At 58.2% G+C, this 16,121-nt stretch carries 18 protein-coding genes and 1 tRNA gene; 16 read left to right on the top strand and 3 right to left on the bottom strand.

What is annotated here, in order from left to right:
- Positions 1–172: 172 nt before the first annotated feature.
- Positions 173–245 (bottom strand) — tRNA-His (locus GEI7407_RS17520).
- Between the two features lie 136 nt (positions 246–381).
- Here GEI7407_RS17520 and GEI7407_RS17515 point away from each other — a divergent pair.
- From GEI7407_RS17515 to GEI7407_RS17445, 15 genes are all read left to right on the top strand, one after another.
- Positions 382–792: a DUF4359 domain-containing protein gene (locus tag GEI7407_RS17515; RefSeq protein WP_015173547.1), complete on the top strand. Its 411-nt coding sequence runs from the start codon at positions 382–384 to the stop codon at positions 790–792.
- Between the two features lie 15 nt (positions 793–807).
- Positions 808–2,277 (top strand): serine/threonine-protein kinase, encoded by a 1,470-nt coding sequence (locus GEI7407_RS17510; protein WP_015173546.1) that lies wholly within the window; start codon positions 808–810, stop codon positions 2,275–2,277.
- A 108-nt stretch (positions 2,278–2,385) separates the two neighbouring features.
- The gene (locus tag GEI7407_RS17505; RefSeq protein ID WP_015173545.1) at positions 2,386–3,156 is read left to right on the top strand and encodes a sirohydrochlorin chelatase; all 771 of its coding nucleotides are present in this window, start codon (positions 2,386–2,388) and stop codon (positions 3,154–3,156) included.
- Between the two features lie 68 nt (positions 3,157–3,224).
- Positions 3,225–4,040, top strand: a complete 816-nt coding sequence (cobA, locus tag GEI7407_RS17500; RefSeq protein WP_015173544.1) for a uroporphyrinogen-III C-methyltransferase — start codon at positions 3,225–3,227, stop codon at positions 4,038–4,040.
- Positions 4,041–4,069: 29 nt separating this feature from the next.
- A complete protein-coding gene (locus GEI7407_RS17495; RefSeq protein WP_015173543.1) occupies positions 4,070–5,041 on the top strand; it encodes an RluA family pseudouridine synthase in 972 nt (323 codons plus the stop codon).
- 591 nt (positions 5,042–5,632) lie between these two features.
- Positions 5,633–6,151 carry a phycocyanin subunit beta gene (locus GEI7407_RS17490; RefSeq protein ID WP_015173542.1) on the top strand — a complete coding sequence of 173 codons (519 nt, stop codon included), beginning with the start codon at positions 5,633–5,635 and terminating at the stop codon, positions 6,149–6,151.
- 105 nt (positions 6,152–6,256) lie between these two features.
- Positions 6,257–6,745 (top strand): phycocyanin subunit alpha, encoded by a 489-nt coding sequence (cpcA, locus tag GEI7407_RS17485; protein ID WP_015173541.1) that lies wholly within the window; start codon positions 6,257–6,259, stop codon positions 6,743–6,745.
- Between the two features lie 121 nt (positions 6,746–6,866).
- Positions 6,867–7,742, top strand: coding sequence for a phycobilisome linker polypeptide (locus tag GEI7407_RS17480; RefSeq protein WP_015173540.1), 876 nt, complete (start codon positions 6,867–6,869; stop codon positions 7,740–7,742).
- Between the two features lie 111 nt (positions 7,743–7,853).
- Positions 7,854–8,084 carry a phycobilisome linker polypeptide gene (locus GEI7407_RS17475; RefSeq protein WP_041268518.1) on the top strand — a complete coding sequence of 77 codons (231 nt, stop codon included), beginning with the start codon at positions 7,854–7,856 and terminating at the stop codon, positions 8,082–8,084.
- 106 nt (positions 8,085–8,190) lie between these two features.
- Positions 8,191–8,526, top strand: coding sequence for a phycobilisome linker polypeptide (locus tag GEI7407_RS17470; protein ID WP_015173538.1), 336 nt, complete (start codon positions 8,191–8,193; stop codon positions 8,524–8,526).
- Positions 8,527–8,573: 47 nt separating this feature from the next.
- On the top strand, positions 8,574–9,413 hold the full coding sequence (locus tag GEI7407_RS17465; RefSeq protein ID WP_015173537.1) for a HEAT repeat domain-containing protein: 840 nt from the start codon (positions 8,574–8,576) through the stop codon (positions 9,411–9,413).
- 57 nt (positions 9,414–9,470) lie between these two features.
- Positions 9,471–10,160 (top strand): HEAT repeat domain-containing protein, encoded by a 690-nt coding sequence (locus GEI7407_RS17460; protein ID WP_015173536.1) that lies wholly within the window; start codon positions 9,471–9,473, stop codon positions 10,158–10,160.
- A 57-nt stretch (positions 10,161–10,217) separates the two neighbouring features.
- Complete coding sequence (locus GEI7407_RS17455; RefSeq protein WP_015173535.1) at positions 10,218–11,069, top strand: phycobilisome rod-core linker polypeptide; 852 nt, start codon at positions 10,218–10,220, stop codon at positions 11,067–11,069.
- Positions 11,070–11,186: 117 nt separating this feature from the next.
- The gene (locus GEI7407_RS17450) at positions 11,187–11,930 is read left to right on the top strand and encodes a phycobilisome rod-core linker polypeptide (protein WP_015173534.1); all 744 of its coding nucleotides are present in this window, start codon (positions 11,187–11,189) and stop codon (positions 11,928–11,930) included.
- Positions 11,931–12,129: 199 nt separating this feature from the next.
- Complete coding sequence (locus GEI7407_RS17445; protein WP_015173533.1) at positions 12,130–12,882, top strand: phycobilisome rod-core linker polypeptide; 753 nt, start codon at positions 12,130–12,132, stop codon at positions 12,880–12,882.
- A gap of 201 nt (positions 12,883–13,083) precedes the next feature.
- Here the strand turns inward: GEI7407_RS17445 and ylqF are convergent, their stop codons facing one another.
- The gene (gene ylqF, locus GEI7407_RS17440; RefSeq protein ID WP_015173532.1) at positions 13,084–13,959 is read right to left on the bottom strand and encodes a ribosome biogenesis GTPase YlqF; all 876 of its coding nucleotides are present in this window, start codon (positions 13,957–13,959) and stop codon (positions 13,084–13,086) included.
- Positions 13,960–14,129: 170 nt separating this feature from the next.
- Positions 14,130–14,543, bottom strand: a complete 414-nt coding sequence (locus tag GEI7407_RS17435) for a universal stress protein (protein ID WP_015173531.1) — start codon at positions 14,541–14,543, stop codon at positions 14,130–14,132.
- A 170-nt stretch (positions 14,544–14,713) separates the two neighbouring features.
- On the opposite strand from GEI7407_RS17435, the gene GEI7407_RS17430 reads away from it, so the two are divergent.
- Complete coding sequence (locus GEI7407_RS17430; RefSeq protein WP_015173530.1) at positions 14,714–15,919, top strand: phosphoglycerate kinase; 1,206 nt, start codon at positions 14,714–14,716, stop codon at positions 15,917–15,919.
- Positions 15,920–16,121 lie beyond the last annotated feature (202 nt).

Raw genomic sequence — 16,121 nt, 5'->3', positions numbered from 1 at the left:
GCAAGATCAACCATACCCTGTCTTGGCGGACGGAGTATCGTTTTTGACGATTGCTTGATGGTAGTCCTAGTACTTGAGAGAGCCTGCTGAGGCTTCTCATTGCTTGGTCGAAACCTGAGCTCTACGAAATTTAGAGCTTCCCAGGAAACACTAGCTTAGACTTGAAATCTAGGGCGAACGAGGGGACTCGAACCCCCGAATGGCGGAACCACAATCCGCTGCCTTAACCACTTGGCTACGCTCGCCATTAATGCGTCTTTGATTATAGCAACTGATCCCAGGATTTTCTACCCCCTAGGCGAGTTTTTTTGAATGGGGACCCAAAGTTAGGTCTTGTGGTTCTAGGGAGAGAGCTCTTAGGCTACCTTTAGCAATCTGTTGATGTTTATGAAACCCTTGAGAATTGCTCTATCCCTTGGTGCGCTGGCGATCGCGGGGGTGGGTGTGACGATGGCCGTGACGAATCCTTCGCCTGAGGAGTACGAAGCCTATGCCCTAGAGCAGCTTTCCACATACTTACGAGACGAAGGGTGTCCACAGATACCTGAGCTTTTTGGCCTAATGTCTCAGGACCGCTGTGTCGCTTTGATAGAGTCTAATCAGGGGGAGCTCCAAAAAATCATTGCTGAAAACACGATTCGTCAGAACTTTGTTGTATTCAGTCTTTATCGAACAGAGCTGTCGCTCAATCGATATTTGCCGTTTCTGCCTGGAGGGTTGGTGCCGTCCTACGAGTTTGAAACGGTCGGAGCTGTAGAAACTTTTTATACCTACTCTGCTCAAGAGCAGTAGCATCACTGATTTGTCGTGAGCATCTATTGCCTCAATCCCACCTGTCCCAAACCTCTCAACCCGGATGACGGCAAATTCTGCCAGGGTTGCGGGAAGCTGCTGGGATTGCGCGATCGCTATCGCCCGCTGCGTCCGCTGGGACAGGGGGGATTTGGGCGGACGTTTTTGGCGCTGGATCTAGATGTGCCGTCGCGGCCTCCTTGCGTGATCAAGCAGTTTGCGTTCCCGGAGCAAAACCGCTCGGCCTGGCAAAAGGCGATCGCGCTGTTTCGGCAAGAGGCGATCCGCCTAGATGACCTGGGCGGTCATCCCCAGATTCCCAAGCTGATGGCGTATTTCGAGCAGGATCAGCGGCTGTACTTGGTTCAGGAGTTTGTGGAGGGGCCGACGCTGCTGGAGGAGCTCGCGACGGAAGGGGTCTTCAGCGAGGAAAAGGTGTGGGCCGTTTTGAAGGATATGCTGCCGGTGCTGCAGTTTATTCATGAACGGAATATTATTCACCGGGATGTTAAACCCCAGAATGTAATTCGCCGCAACTCTGATGGCCGGCTGGTGCTGATTGATTTTGGGGTGGCGAAGCTGGTGTCGGAAACGGGGCTCTATCAGGTGGGCACGGTGATTGGCAGCCCGGAGTATATGGCGCCGGAGCAGCTGCGGGGCCAGTCGTTTCCGGCAAGTGATTTGTACTGTTTGGGGGCGATGTGCGCTCATCTGCTGACTCAGGTGCCGCCCCTTCAGATGATGGATCTAGAGAGCGATCGCTGGGTTTGGCGAGACTTCTTGCTGCCGGGTCAGCGGGTGAGTCACCACTTGGGCCAGGTGCTCGACAAGCTGCTCCAGAGCGCGGTGAGTCGGCGCTATCCCTCGGCGGTGGCGGTCCTGGAGGCGATCGCCCGCCCCCCGGCTGGCGTGGCTCCTGCGCCACCCCCTGCGCCAGCGATCGCGGCGGGCTTGGCTTTGGCGCCGCTGCCGCCTTCGGCTCCCTTGCCGCAGCGACTGGCGCAGTGGTTTGCGCGATCGGCGCCGGCTCGCCGCCAGTTTCCGCCTTTGGTGTCGGAGACGGGGGTGGACTATGGTCAGCTGGTGCAGCTGCTCTACGGGGGTCGCTGGCAGGCGGCGGATGAGGAAACCTGGCGGCTGATGTGCCAGTCCCTGGGGCAGCCAAAAACCTATTTGATGGCGGAGGATGTGAGTCAGCTGCCCTGCGAAGATTTGCAGCTCATGGATGCGCTGTGGCGCGAGGCAAGCGGCGATCGCTTTGGCTGGAGCATTCAGGTGCAGATTTATCGTCAGGAAGGCGAAGATTACGGCAATTTTTGTCGCCGGGTGGGCTGGCCTGCTCACCAAGGCAGCCTGGCTCTGTTTCGGTTTCAGTCGTCGGCTCCCCGGGGACACTTGCCTGCGCGCCAGTGGGTGGGTGGGCCGTACTGGTGGCGGCATATGGCTTGGCTGAGCGATCGCTGGACGGCTTGCGGACTAGGCTAGAAGAGGTGGGCGATCGCCCCGCGATGGCGTCCCCAAGATTTGCATCGAGCGATACAGATTTTCTTAAGCTTCGGCGATACTTTACAAATCTGCAAAGGCCCAGCATCTATGTTTGCCCCAACCCATTCTGCTTATCTGCTGGTGTCTCACGGCAGCCGCGATCCGCGTCCCCAGCAAGCCATGAATTCCCTGGCGGATCTGTTTCGCCAGTGCCTAGGGTCCCGAAACCACGTGTGGCGATCGCCGTTTTCGGCTGCGGCAGATCAGGTGGGGGTGATGACGGCTACCCTCGAACTCGGCCCACTGCCTCTGGCTCAGCAAATCGTGCAGGCTGGGGAGCAGGCTGCCCAGCAGGGGTATCGTCAGCTCCAGGTAGTGCCGCTGTTTTTGCTGCCGGGGACCCACGTGATGGACGACATTCCCCAAGAGGTGGCGATCGCCCAGACGCGTTTGGGCAGCTCCATTCAGGTGGTGTTGACGCCCCATTTGGGAGCCCATCCGGGGATGGTGCGCTGCGTGCGATCGCGCCTAGCCCGCTTTCCCCAGGCGGCGTGGATTTTGCTGGCCCACGGCAGTCGCCGCTCGGGAGCCAATGCACCTATCGAGACTCTCGCGACCCAGGTCGGGGCGATCGCGGCCTACTGGATGACGCCGCCCCAGCTTGAAGCCCAGGTGCAGCGTCTGATAGAAGCCGGACATTCGCGATTGGGCGTGGTGCCGTACTTTCTGTTTGAGGGGACGACCACTGACGCGATCGCCGACAAAGTTCAAGCCTTGGCGCAGCATTATCCAACCCTCGCCCTGCACCTAGCGGCTCCCCTGGGGCCAGATCCGGATCTGGCAGATTTACTGATGGATCTGGCCCTCGTTCCGGCCTAGGTTGACGAATCTAGACCGCGTCTCCCGTTTTGTCCCTGTGTTTTGCTGATTGCTCCTTCCTGGCCTCCATGACCGAATCTTCCGTCGAAACTCGTGCTGCTTTGGGCAAAGTCTATCTCGTGGGTGCAGGACCCGGCGATCCGGGCCTGATGACGGTGAAAGGCAAGACGCTGCTGGAGTGTGCCGACGTCGTTGTCTATGACGCGCTGGTGAGTCCGGCCATTTTGGCCATGGTCCATCCCGCTGCTGAGCTCATCGACGCCGGTAAGCGGCGCGGGCGCCACTCCCGCTTGCAAGAAGAAACCACCCGCTTGCTGATCGAGCAAGCCCAGCGCCACGCTGTGGTCGTTCGCCTGAAAGGAGGCGATCCCTTCATCTTTGGACGGGGCGGCGAGGAGATGGAAGATTTGGTAGCGGCTGGGGTGCCGGTCGAAGTGGTGCCGGGAATTACGGCGGGGATTGCTGCTTCGGCCTATGCCGGAATTCCCCTCACCCATCGCTCTCACAGCTCTTCGGTGACCTTTGTGACGGGGCACGAGTCGGCGGGCAAGTACCGGCCGGCGGTGAACTGGCAGGCGATCGCCCACGGCTCCGAAACCATCGTTGTCTACATGGGCATCCACAACCTGCCCTACATCGTCGCAGAGCTGCTCACGGCCCAGATGCCGCCCGAAACGCCCATCGCCCTGGTCCGCTGGGGCACGCGCCCCGAGCAAGAAGAGCTCATCGGCACCTTGGCCACCATCGTGTCCCAGGTCGAAGCCACCGGATTTAGCGCCCCGGCGATCGCCGTCATTGGCAGCGTCGTAGACCTCCACAGCACCCTTGCCCACTGCCGACCCCAGATTTTGCTGGGGGCTCCCGCCGAAGATTGGGTAGAGTAGAGAGTCTCCCGTTTGCTCTCTGGCTTGCCATGGTGCCCACCTCCCCAGACTTCGCTGCTGACTCGTCCGAAAACTTCCGGATTCTAGTCGTCGACGGCGTCAGCTCGACTCCGCGCCTCGACAGCTGGCTCGCCGAGCAGGTGCCCGATCTGTCGCGATCGCGCATCCAAAAGCTAATCGCCCAAGGCCAAGTCTCGGTCAACGGCGCAGTTTGCTCCAGCAAAAAAGCCGTCCTGCAAGCAGGCGATCGCATCGAAATCGTCATTCCGGCCCCAGAGCCCCTTGATTTGCAGCCCGAGGCCATTCCCCTCGACATCCTTTACGAAGACGACAGCCTGCTCATCCTCAACAAACCCGCCGGCATGGTCGTTCATCCCGCCCCGGGCCACAGCGAAGGCACCCTTGTCCACGCCCTCCTGGCCCACTGCGACTCCCTCGCCGGCATTGGCGGCGTTCAGCGCCCCGGCATCGTTCACCGCCTCGACAAAGAAACCACCGGCGCCTTGGTCATCGCCAAAACGGACCTCGCCTATCAGCACCTGCAAGCCCAGATCCAGGCCAAAACCGCCCGCCGCGAGTATCTGGCCGTGGTCTATGGCGCGCCGCGCGAAGAATCAGGCACCGTAGACCAGCCCATTGGCCGCCACCCCGTCGATCGCAAGAAAATGGCCATCCTGCCCATCGAGCAAGGAGGACGGCGGGCCGTCACTCACTGGCGCATCCGGGAACGTCTGGGCAACTACACCCTGATTGATTTCGAATTAGAGACCGGTCGCACGCACCAGATCCGGGTACACAGCACTTTTTTGGGGCATCCCATTGTCGGAGATCCGCTGTACGGCTCGGGCCGATCCGTCGGCGTCAACCTCCCGGGCCAAGCGCTCCACGCCTGGCGTCTGCGAATCCAGCATCCCCTTACAGAGCAATGGATTGAGGCGATCGCCCCCCTGCCAGACACCTTCACAACCCTCGTAGAAGTCCTGCGCCGACGCCAAGCTTAACCAAACTTAAATCTTCAAAATCTCAGCGAAAACTTAACACTTCTCAACAAACTCCCATGAAACCCTGGGGGAACTACGGATAAACCAACCACTGATTCCCGAACGGTTTTGGCAAAAATTAAAAGACTATTAACTTCATGTTTATTTTAGAAGATGGGTATAAATACTTCTGTAATTGTAACGAACTGTTGTTGATTTTTTCGCCTAAAACCCTTGCTGCACAAGGCTTTGAGTCTCCTGGCGTATCACCTTGATGCAACTTAACAACTTGTAACAAATAATCATCCGACAGCGTTGTATAAAAAACCTGGAGGGTACAAACAGCAGGCAAAGTTTAAGCAAGACATAGGTTTAAGGCTTTTTGCGGTCTCTCATACAAATCAGAAATTTTCTCAGATTTCTTAGATTTCTTAATCATTGCTCTCGTGACTTGCCCTCGGGGCTGGCAATGAGTAGAGAACAGAAAAAGTCAACGGTAGCCTATGGGTTGTGGCCTGAAGTTTACCTCCAAGCTTCTGAACAGCTTTCGCTGCTCAGGCAACAGCCTTCAACTCGAAGTCACGCACAACCAAGTAACTAGGAGAAGATTCCATGCTAGATGCATTCGCCAAGGTCGTCTCTCAGGCTGATGCAAAGGGTGAATTCCTGAGCGATGCTCAGTTCGATGCCCTGGCCAACATGGTCAAAGAAGGCAACAAGCGTCTGGATACCGTTAACCGCATCACCGGCAACGCTTCCAAGATCGTTGCTGACGCTGCTCGCGCACTCTTCGAAGAGCAGCCCCAACTGATCCAGCCCGGTGGCAACGCTTACACCAGCCGCCGCATGGCTGCTTGCCTCCGCGACATGGAAATCATCCTGCGCTACGTCACCTACGCCACCATGGCTGGCGACTCCAGCGTTCTGGATGATCGTTGCCTCAACGGCCTGCGCGAAACCTATCAAGCTCTGGGCGTCCCCGGTGGTTCTGTGGCTGCTGGCGTTCAGAAAATGAAGGAGGCTGCTATTGCTGTGGCTAACGATTCTGCCGGTATCACCCCTGGTGATTGCAGCGCCCTGATGTCGGAGCTGGCTGGCTACTTCGATCGCGCTGCTTCTGCGGTTGCATAGTTCTAACCCCCTCAATACTTCATGGATGGCGCGTTAGCGCTGGTCCATTAAAAGATTGCAGTTCAATAACTCGCAGAACAAACATTTTAGGGAGATAGTTCGACAATGAAGACCCCGATTACCGAAGCAATCGCTGCTGCTGATACCCAAGGTCGTTTCCTCAGCAACGCTGAGATGCACCAAGTGTTTGGTCGCTACGAGCGTGCCGCTGCTGCTATGGAAGCTGCTCGCGCTCTGACCAAGAACTCTCAGAAGCTGATCGACGGCGCTGCTCAGGCAGTCTATCAGAAGTTCCCCTACACCACTCAGCAACAAGGCGCCAACATGGCTGCTGATGCTCGTGGTAAGGCGAAGTGCGCTCGTGACATCGGTTACTACCTGCGCATCGTGACCTACTGCCTGGTTGCTGGCGGTACCGGTCCCCTCGACGAGTTCCTCCTCGCTGGTCTCGACGAGCTGAACCGTGCTTTCGACCTGTCTCCTAGCTGGTACGTTGAAGCTCTGCGCCACATCCGCGCTAACCATGGCGTCACCGGCCAAGCAGCTGTGGAAGCTAACGCTTACCTCGACTACGCTATCAACGCCCTGAGCTAAGCTCTTGTGCGCTGCCCGGAAGAATCAGTGAGTGTTGGCTTAATGGCTAGCAGTTACTAATTTTTCCGGGCATTGTTTTTAGGGGGAAACCCCGTTGGCAAGTTGTGTTGGGAGAGCAAACATGAGCGCTTTAATAGCATCCACGCTGGTGCAAGCCAGAAGCTTAGGCATCTCCTCCTTCGATGAGTCGGGCCGGGTTGAACTTCGCCCTGACTGGACCGAGGATGATCTCCAGGCTGTGTTCCGAGCCGCCTATCGCCAAGTGCTCGGCAATGACTATGTGATGGCCTTTGAGCGCTTGACGGCGGCTGAATCTCAGCTACGTCAAGGCAATATTACGGTGCGGGAATTTGTCCGCGCGATCGCGACGTCGGATCTGTACAAGCAGAAGTTCTTGTACAGCAACTCCAATACTCGCTTTATCGAGCTGAACTACAAGCATCTCTTGGGCCGGGCTCCCTATACCGAGGATGAGATCAATCACCATCTCAACCTCTACAACGAAAAAGGCTATGACGCGGAGATTAACTCCTACATCGATAGCCCCGAATATGAAAACAGTTTTGGTAACAACGTTGTTCCATACTACCGTGGATTTTCCGTCGATGCGGGGGTGAGAACAACCGGTTTTACGCGGATGTTCCGCCTGTATCGCGGCTATGCCAATAGCGATCGCGCTCAGGTTGCTGGCAAGAGCCCCCACCTGTTCCGCGAGCTGGCTCAAAACCGCGCTTCTTCTATTTTGAAGCCAGCTGGCGAGGGCGGCTGGAGCTACCGTACGAGCGGTGGCGATGTGACGCCGTCTAAGGCGCTCGGGGGGACTTGGGGCGAAAGCGGCCGTGTCTACTGCCTTGAGGTGGCTGGCATCCGCAATCCTGGCTATCCCAAGGTGCGTCGCAGCAATACGACGTACTTGGTGCCGGTTGAGCAGATGCTGCCGAAGATGCAGCAAATCCATCGGATGGGCGGTCGCATCGTGAGTGTTTCTCCGGCGTGATGTTCATCTGAAGCAGATGCGTTAGCCGTGGAGGTGTTTGCCATCATCCACGGCTATCTGCCGCTGTTTATCTATTGTTGTGTGTTGAAGTTTTCAAGGAGCGATCGCCGCATGTTTGGTCAAACAATGTTGGGCAGAGCGAACCTGAGCGACTCTGCAAACCGGATTTTTTCCATTGAAGTTGAGGGCCTGCGCCAGTCTGATGCGTCGGATCGCTTGAGCTACTCCATTCGCAATAGCGGCACGACTTCGATTCGGGTTCCCTACAGCCGTCTCAATGAAGAGATGCAGCGGATTAATCGTCTCGGCGGCAAGATTGTTGGCGTGAAAGCGGCTTCTTAGTCTTGCTGCTGCAAGGAGTGCAGACTCTAGAGGGAGGGTGCTTGTGCGCGTGCTTTCGAGAGTTTGCTGACGTGAGCCCATTGGACGTTAAGGAGTCATCAGGACGATGTTTGGTCAAACTGGTCTAGGCAGCAATACGAGCCTCAATAGCGCAGCCAGCCGGATGTTTCGGGTCGAGGTGCAGGGTCTGCGCCAAACCTATCAGTCGGACAAGCTTAGCTATCCGATCCGCCAGAGCGGCAGTGTGTTTATCTCGGTTCCCTACAGCCGGATGAACGAGGAAATGCAGCGAATCAACCGCTTGGGCGGCAAGATCGTGAGCATTCAGCCGCTGGTGGTGGCGGAGAGCGCGTCTCCGGCGAAGGAGGAGGCAACGGCGGCCAATCAGCCGGCAAAGACGAGCACGCGCAAGAGCTCTTCGTCGAAGTCTGCTAAGTCCTAAGGGGCTGGCAGGGGTATTTTGAGTTGTCATTTTCTTCTGAGAGGGTCATGACGGAGGCAAACTCTCCGCCGTCGAGTCCTTCGCTGGTGGATAGCAGCGGGGAGGCGTTGACGGTTGATCAAGCGATCGCAAATTTGAAGCATCCTGACCTCAGCTTGCGTTACTACGCGGCGTGGTGGCTTGGGAAGTTTTCGGAGGGGGATCCCCAGGTGGTGGATGCCCTCATTGCTGCGCTTGAGGATGAGGATGATCAAACGGAGCTCGGAGGATATCCGCTCCGGCGCAATGCGGCGAGGGCGCTGGGCAAGCTGGGCGATCGCCGAGCGGTGCTGCCTCTGGTTCGCTGCCTAGACTGCACGGATTTTTATGTGCAGGAGGCGGCGGCCCAATCCCTGGGAATGCTAGGCGATCCGGTCTGCGTGCCGGATCTGCTGCGCTTTCTTGAGGGGGGCGTGGCGGCGGCTTTGCAGGTGCCGGGTCGTCCCCACCTGGCGCGGCCAGTGGAGGGGGTGATTGAGGCGCTAGAGGCGCTGGATGCCCGGGATGCGGTGCCCTTGGTGCGGCCGTTTTTGGATCATCCGGTGGAGCGGGTGGCCTGTATGGCGGCGCGCGCGATGTATGCCCTGACGCAGGAAGCCCCCTATGGCGATCGCCTGGTGCAGGCGCTGGGGTGTGATGATGTCAAGCTGCGGCGAATCATTTTGATGGACCTTGGCACCAGTGGCTATTTGGCGGGGGCGGAGGCGATCGCGTCTGCCTCGGTGGAAAGTAGCTTCAAAATCATTGCGCTCAAAAGCTTGCTGGACAACCACTTCAAGCGTTCCCAGTCCGTTGTGCTTTCGGAGGCTGCCTGTCAGGTGATGGCGCTCATGGATGCCCTGCTCTAGGGGGCGTTCACGGCTTGCCAACCCCTTCGAACCCACCAGTGAGTTCTCGATAAGAAAATGACCGTGACCCATTCTGCCCAAACGATGGATCTGATTCAGGCGGTAGAACAAGCGGACTCGCCAGAGCGCTTGGTCGCCGCTGTTCGAGCGTTGGTGGCGTCCCAAGACGAGGCCAATATTCCGACGTTGATCAAGGTGCTGGGATACAACAACCCTGCGGCTGCGGTCTTGGCGGTGGATGGGCTAGTGGCTTGGGGCCAGCGGGCGATCGCTCCCACCCTTGAGCAGCTCGACGACTATAACTATGGCGCACGGGCCTATTCCTTTCGGGCGCTGTCGGCGATCGCCGATCCCCAGGCCCTCGATGCCCTGCTGAGCGCCGCCGCCACAGACTTTGCGCCGAGCGTCCGGCGGGCGGCCGCCAAAGGGCTCGGTCAGCTGCGATGGTCTTGTCTGTCTTCTCAAGAGCGCAGCGCTCGGCAGACCCAAACGCTGCAAGTGCTCGAGAGCTTGCTTCAGGATTCTGACTGGTCCATTCGCTACGCTGCCATTGTTGGTTTGCAGGGACTCATGATGCCTGAGGCGCAGCCCAGCGCCGATCTGCGCGAGCAAATTCAGGCGATGTTTGAGCGCTTGCTCGCCACCGATGGCGAGGGGGCCGTGAAAGCCCGTGTTTTGCTGGCTCAGCGCCAGCTCACAGCAGCCTGGGCTGCTGATCTGGATGCGGCGACTGTGGAGCAGGGCTAGATATCCCCTGTTTGCGATCGCCGATTGTGATGAACCTACCGAGTGATTTAAGTTCCTATGGCTATTCCCTTACTCAAAGTCACGCCCAAAACCCAAAACCAGCGGGTTGACGGCTACGAAATTCGCAACGAAGACGCGCCCGTTATGTATCGCTTGACCTCCAGCGCTTCTGCGGCGGACGTCGATCAAGTGATCTGGGCCGCCTACCGCCAGATCTTTGGCGAGCACATGATCCTGGAGAGCTATCGCCAGCGCGCCCTCGAATCCCAGCTGCGCAATCGCCTGATCTCCGTGCAAGAGTTTATTCGGGGCCTTGGCAAGTCCGATGTCTATCGCAGCCAAGTTGCGGAGCTCAACTCCAACTATCGCTTGGTGGATGTCACCTTCAAGCGGTTCCTCGGTCGGGCGACCTACGGTCAGGATGAGCAAATCGCCTGGTCCATCGTGATTGCGACGCGCGGCCTCCACGGCTTCATCGATGCGGTGATCGAGAGCGACGAGTATCAGCAAAACTTTGGCGGCACCATTGTTCCCTACCAGCGCCGCCGCTACGATGGCCGCCCCTTCAACCTGGTGACGCCGCGCTACAACGACTACTGGCGGGGCCGCATGATTGGCATTGCGGTGGGCGGTAGCGCCATGGCAACGGGCCGCTCCTACCAGAAGGGCGATCGCGATCTCAAGGTGGTGCGCCAGGGCATTCCGGCGACCTTCTTCAACATGACGCGCACCATCGTGGTGCCCGAGCGCAACTACCAGCGGGATGCTGATCGCGCCAGCGCGATCGCTCGCTCCGTCGAAATTCCCGACATGACCCGCGATATCCAAACGCCCCAGGTAGCGGTGGGTCGCACAGAAGTAGCGCTGCCTTATCGCTACATTCCGGCTCCGGCCAAGACCAAGGCCTAAGCCGCCTGAGCGATCGCCCTTGGCGAGGGGCCTGTGGGTCCCTGCGTTCCTAGGAGTGCTCTGGTCAGCGGCGATCGCCCCTTTGATGTTTCATGGACCCTTCATTGGCGAAAGTCTATGGCAATTCCCCTTCTTGACTACCGGCCCTCGACCCAAAATCAGCGCGTTGCTGGCTTTGAAATCCCCAGCGAGGAGTCTCCCCGGCCCTATCGCATCGAAAACGCCACCTCCGATGGCGAATTTCAGGCCTTGGTCTGGGCGGCCTATCGTCAGGTGTTCAGCGAGCATGAGACCCTGCGCAGCCACCGCCAGGTCACCCTGGAAACCCAGCTCAAGAACCGCTCCATCACGGTGCGGGACTTCATTCGGGGCTTGGCCAAATCCGACGTCTATCGCAAGCTAGTCGTCGAAACCAACTCCAACTATCGCATCGTCGAGCTGACCCTCAAGCGCTTGCTGGGCCGGGCTCCCTATAGCAAAGACGAAGAAATTTCTTGGTCGATCAAAATCGCCACCCACGGATTTGATGCCTTTATTGATGCCCTGATCAATAGCGGCGAATACCAAGAAAACTTTGGCGAAAACATCGTGCCGTTCCAGCGTCGGCGCTATAAAGATCGCCCCTTCAACCTGGTAACGCCGCGCTACGCCGACTACTGGCGCGATCGCCTCGAAGACCAGCGCTACAAGTGGGGCGACATCAACAACTTCCGGGCCATGGCTCGCGAAGTGCGCGTCACCCCCATGAATTTCGTGTCTGTGAACACCGCCAACATTCGCATTCCAGACATGACGCGCGATGCCCAAGTGACGGGAACTCCTGCCTCCATCAGCCCCTCGGCCAGCTTCCCCGTGCGCTAGGTCCATCGCCCTTGCCAAAGTTTGGGGCCTTGGGGAGTCAAATCGCCCATGGAAGGCAGTTCTGAGGGACAAGACACGGGATAATAGACCCAAAGCGCGTCAACTCAGCATCACCCCTGCGTCCATTGGTCTGTTTTGACCGCCAGTTTGTAGCTCCACTTTTTGACCATCTAGATAGTTACGGAAGGGAGATCTCAGCATGGCACTGCCCTTGCTTGCTTATAAACCATCAACTCAGAATCACCGGGTTTCCAGCTTCGGAAAACTCGATCAAAACGAAGATACGCCTTACATCTATCGGGTCGAAGATGTTTCTTCTGCCATGGAGATGAAGGCTCTTGTTTGGGCAGCCTACCGCCAAATTTTCAGCGAGCATGAAACGCTGCGCTTCAACCGTCAGGTGACCCTGGAAACCCAGCTCGCCAACGGTTCGATCTCGGTGCGCGACTTCATCCGCGGCCTGCTCAAGTCTGAGCGTTTCTACAAGCTGGTTGTGGGCGTCAACGATAACTACCGTTTGGTTGAGCTCTGCCTGCGCCGTGTCTTGGGACGCGATGCGTACAACCAAGAGGAGAAAATCTCTTGGTCCATCAAGATCGGCACCGCAGGCTTCCACGGCTTTGTGGATGCGCTGGTGGACAGCGAAGAATACAACCAGGCCTTTGGCGACTGGACGGTGCCTTACCAGCGTCGTCGGATGGAGGCTCGCCCCTTCAACCTGGTGACGCCTCGCTACGGCGTGGACTACCAGGAAGTGGCCGGTACGGCGAAGACCGACTGGCGGATCACCCTGGAGAAGTTCTACACCCGCAAGTTCCAGGACCGTCGTCTGGCCGAGGGCGATCCTCGCAAGTTCCGGGCTGTGGCAGCGGCGATCGCGCCCAAGGGCAACTACGCTCAGCGCTTCTCCGCCTTTGATGTGGACTATCTGAACAAGGTGCCTCGTCGATAGGTCCAGGCTGCGGACGATTTTTTGCCATTAAGGCAATTGGGGCCTAGATCTTGAAAACTCAATGGCGCTGGGGCGATCGCCCTTGGTGTGGTTGAGATTCAAGCGCTAGGCCCACTTTTGTGTCCAAAGACGCCCAATAGATCCCAAATTGCTGACGCCTTGTCTTAAAGCGCTGTATCAACGCGCCGATCTGCTAGTCCATCAGGGGTCTACTGCTGGCGGAACTTCGAGGGCGATCGCGCCCATCAGCCCCTTGCGAAAATCGTGCAGAACCTGCCGCGCCACGCGCTCGACATCGTTCTGGAATCGAGCCTGCTCCGCCACCCGCGCCAGATAATCTTCGCCAGTGCACGAGTTCGGATCAAGGCTGTAGCGCTCCTGTAAAGGCGACCCGCTCACAAACTTGGGCGCTGACTGCTGCAACTCCTTCAGCATCTCGATCAGGGCCGCTGCAACCCGCTGATTGTCGTAGGACGCCTCGCCAATGTCGTCGCAGATCGCCAGCTTGAGGGCTGCTGCTTGGTCATTGAGCCGCGAGGGCAGCACCCCCGGCGCGTCCAGCAACTCAATTTGATCGGAAATGCGCACCCAGCGCAGCTGCCGCGTCACCCCCGGTCGGCGGGCGCTTTCCACCACCCGCTTCTTGAGCAAGCGGTTGATCAGCGCCGACTTGCCCACATTGGGAAAGCCGATCACCACGGCCCGGATGGGCCGCGGCAACATTCCGCGATCGCGACGACGCTCATTGACGTGCGCCCCCACCTCCTGCACCGCTTGGGAGACTGCTTGGATTCCCTTGCCCTGCTGAGCATTCGTAAAACAAGGCACCTCCCCCGCCGCCGTGAACCAGTCCGTCCAGGCCTGCTGCGCCACCGGCGGAATCATATCCTCACGATTGAGCACCAGGACGCGCCCCTTTGAGCCGACCCACTGAGGAACCTGGGGGTGATGGGTCGAGAGCGGAATCCGCGCGTCGCGCACCTCCAGCACCACATCCACCCGCTTGAGCTGTTCGGTGAGGGCCTTTTCGGCCTTGGCAATGTGGCCGGGGTACCACTGAATCGGGGGGGAAGTCATGACGGTTACGAATGGGAGTAGAGAAGAAAGGCGGCGGTACTGAGATGCTGCGGCGTTCTGCCAAGCCTTGGAGTGACATCACCGCATCAAACCACAGAAGCTGAGCTCCAGGGCTCAGCAGAAGAGCCCACGCTGGCGTGCGGCTGGAGTCTCAGCGCAGTGGGAAGGGGTTACGGAACGATCAAAACAGGGCAGGGAGAGAGATTAATCACCCGGTTGGTGACGCTCTCCGCAGCGCCATCTTCGGTCAGGCCCAGTCCCCGACACCCCATCACGATCAAGTTGGCATTGAGCTCGTCGGCGACATCGCAGATCACAAACGCCGGTTTGCCCTGGCGCTCCAGGGCATCGGCCTGAATACCCTCCGCCGCAAAGTTGGCCTGCACGGCTTGCAAGAGAGCCGCGATCGCCTCAGCCGAAGTCGCAGCCTCGGGAGAGCCGACCTCAATCTCATCGGGGGGCGCTTCTACCACCGACAGCAGCACCAGCCGACTCTCGTAAGTTTTCACAATATGAGCAACGGTCGTCGCTGCTTCTTGAGACTCGCGACTCCCATCAATGGGAAACAAAACAGTCTTAAACATAGCGGCTTCTCCGGTACACAGACTCCGGTAGAATGTGGACGGCGCAGAGTATCAAAATTAAGGATTACTCTATTCGGCGGGCTTCTCTATCTCTGTCTAGAGCGTAGATCGGAGCTCCATACATCTGGCGAAAAGTAGACAAAAAGACGCAATTTCAGGAGGTTTACGCAATGCCCAAAAGAACTGTAGCAGACTTGTCCGCCTCAGACTTGACTGGAAAGCGCGTCTTGATGCGGGCCGACTTCAATGTCCCCCTCGATGATCAGGGCAACATCACCGACGATACCCGGATTCGGGCTGCGCTGCCAACCATCCAAGAGCTGACCTCCAAGGGGGCTAAGGTCGTTCTGTGCAGCCACTTTGGTCGTCCCAAGGGTAAGGTCAACGAGGGCATGCGTCTAACGCCAGTTGCGAAGCGTCTGTCGGAACTCCTCGGTCAAGAAGTCAAGAAAACCGATGACTGCATTGGCGAAGGAGCCGCAGCAACGGTGGCTGCCATGGAAAACGGCCAAGTCGTGCTCCTCGAAAATGTGCGCTTCCACGCTGAGGAAGAGGCCAATGATCCTGAATTTGCGAAGCAGCTTGCGTCTCTTGCTGACCTGTACGTCAACGATGCCTTCGGGACTGCCCACCGGGCCCACGCTTCGACGGAAGGGGTCACCCACTACCTGACGCCTTCGGTGGCGGGCTTCTTGATCGACAAGGAGCTGAAGTATCTCCAAGCGGCGATCGAAAATCCCCAGCGTCCTCTGGCCGCCATCGTGGGTGGTTCCAAGGTCTCCAGCAAGATCGGCGTGATCGAAACCCTGCTCGACAAGGTGGACAAGCTGCTGATTGGCGGCGGCATGATCTTCACCTTCTACAAGGCGCGCGGTCTGAGCGTCGGTAAGTCTCTGGTCGAGGAAGACAAGCTGGAACTGGCGAAGGCCCTCGAAGTCAAGGCGAAGGAGAAGGGCGTTGATCTGCTGCTGCCGACCGATGTGGTGGTGGCTGATAACTTCGCAGCTGACGCTGCGGCCCAAACCGTCAGCATCGAGAATATTCCCGATGGCTGGATGGGTCTGGATATCGGACCTGACTCTGTCGAGGTCTTCAAGCAGGCGCTGTCTGAGTGCCGCTCGGTGATCTGGAATGGTCCGATGGGCGTGTTCGAGTTCGATAAGTTTGCGGTGGGTACCGAGGCGATCGCCCGCACCCTGGCAGACCTCACCGGCACCGGCGTCACGACCATCATCGGCGGTGGCGACTCCGTGGCAGCGGTCGAGAAGGTCGGCGTGGCAGAAAAGATGAGCCACATTTCTACCGGTGGTGGCGCTAGCCTCGAGCTGCTCGAAGGCAAAGAACTGCCTGGTATCGCAGCGCTCAACGATGCCTAGGACGTGCTTGTCTAGCACGGGTCTAGCTGCACAAGCGAGATAAAAACGTGAAAGAGCGATCGCCCATTACAGGCGATCGCTCTTTCGCATTAGCGCCTAAATTTCCAGACAAAGAAAAGGGACGGTCTTTGATTGAAGACCGTCCCTGATGGCACTCAGGAGCAGGCGAAACCCGAATTCAACTAGTGAGCAGGTTGCTCAC

It is taken from the genome of Geitlerinema sp. PCC 7407, assembly GCF_000317045.1.
Taxonomy (GTDB): Bacteria; Cyanobacteriota; Cyanobacteriia; order PCC-7407; family PCC-7407; genus PCC-7407.
The sequence above is the reverse complement of the archived record's forward strand: the minus strand, read 5'-3'. Positions and strand labels throughout refer to the sequence as shown.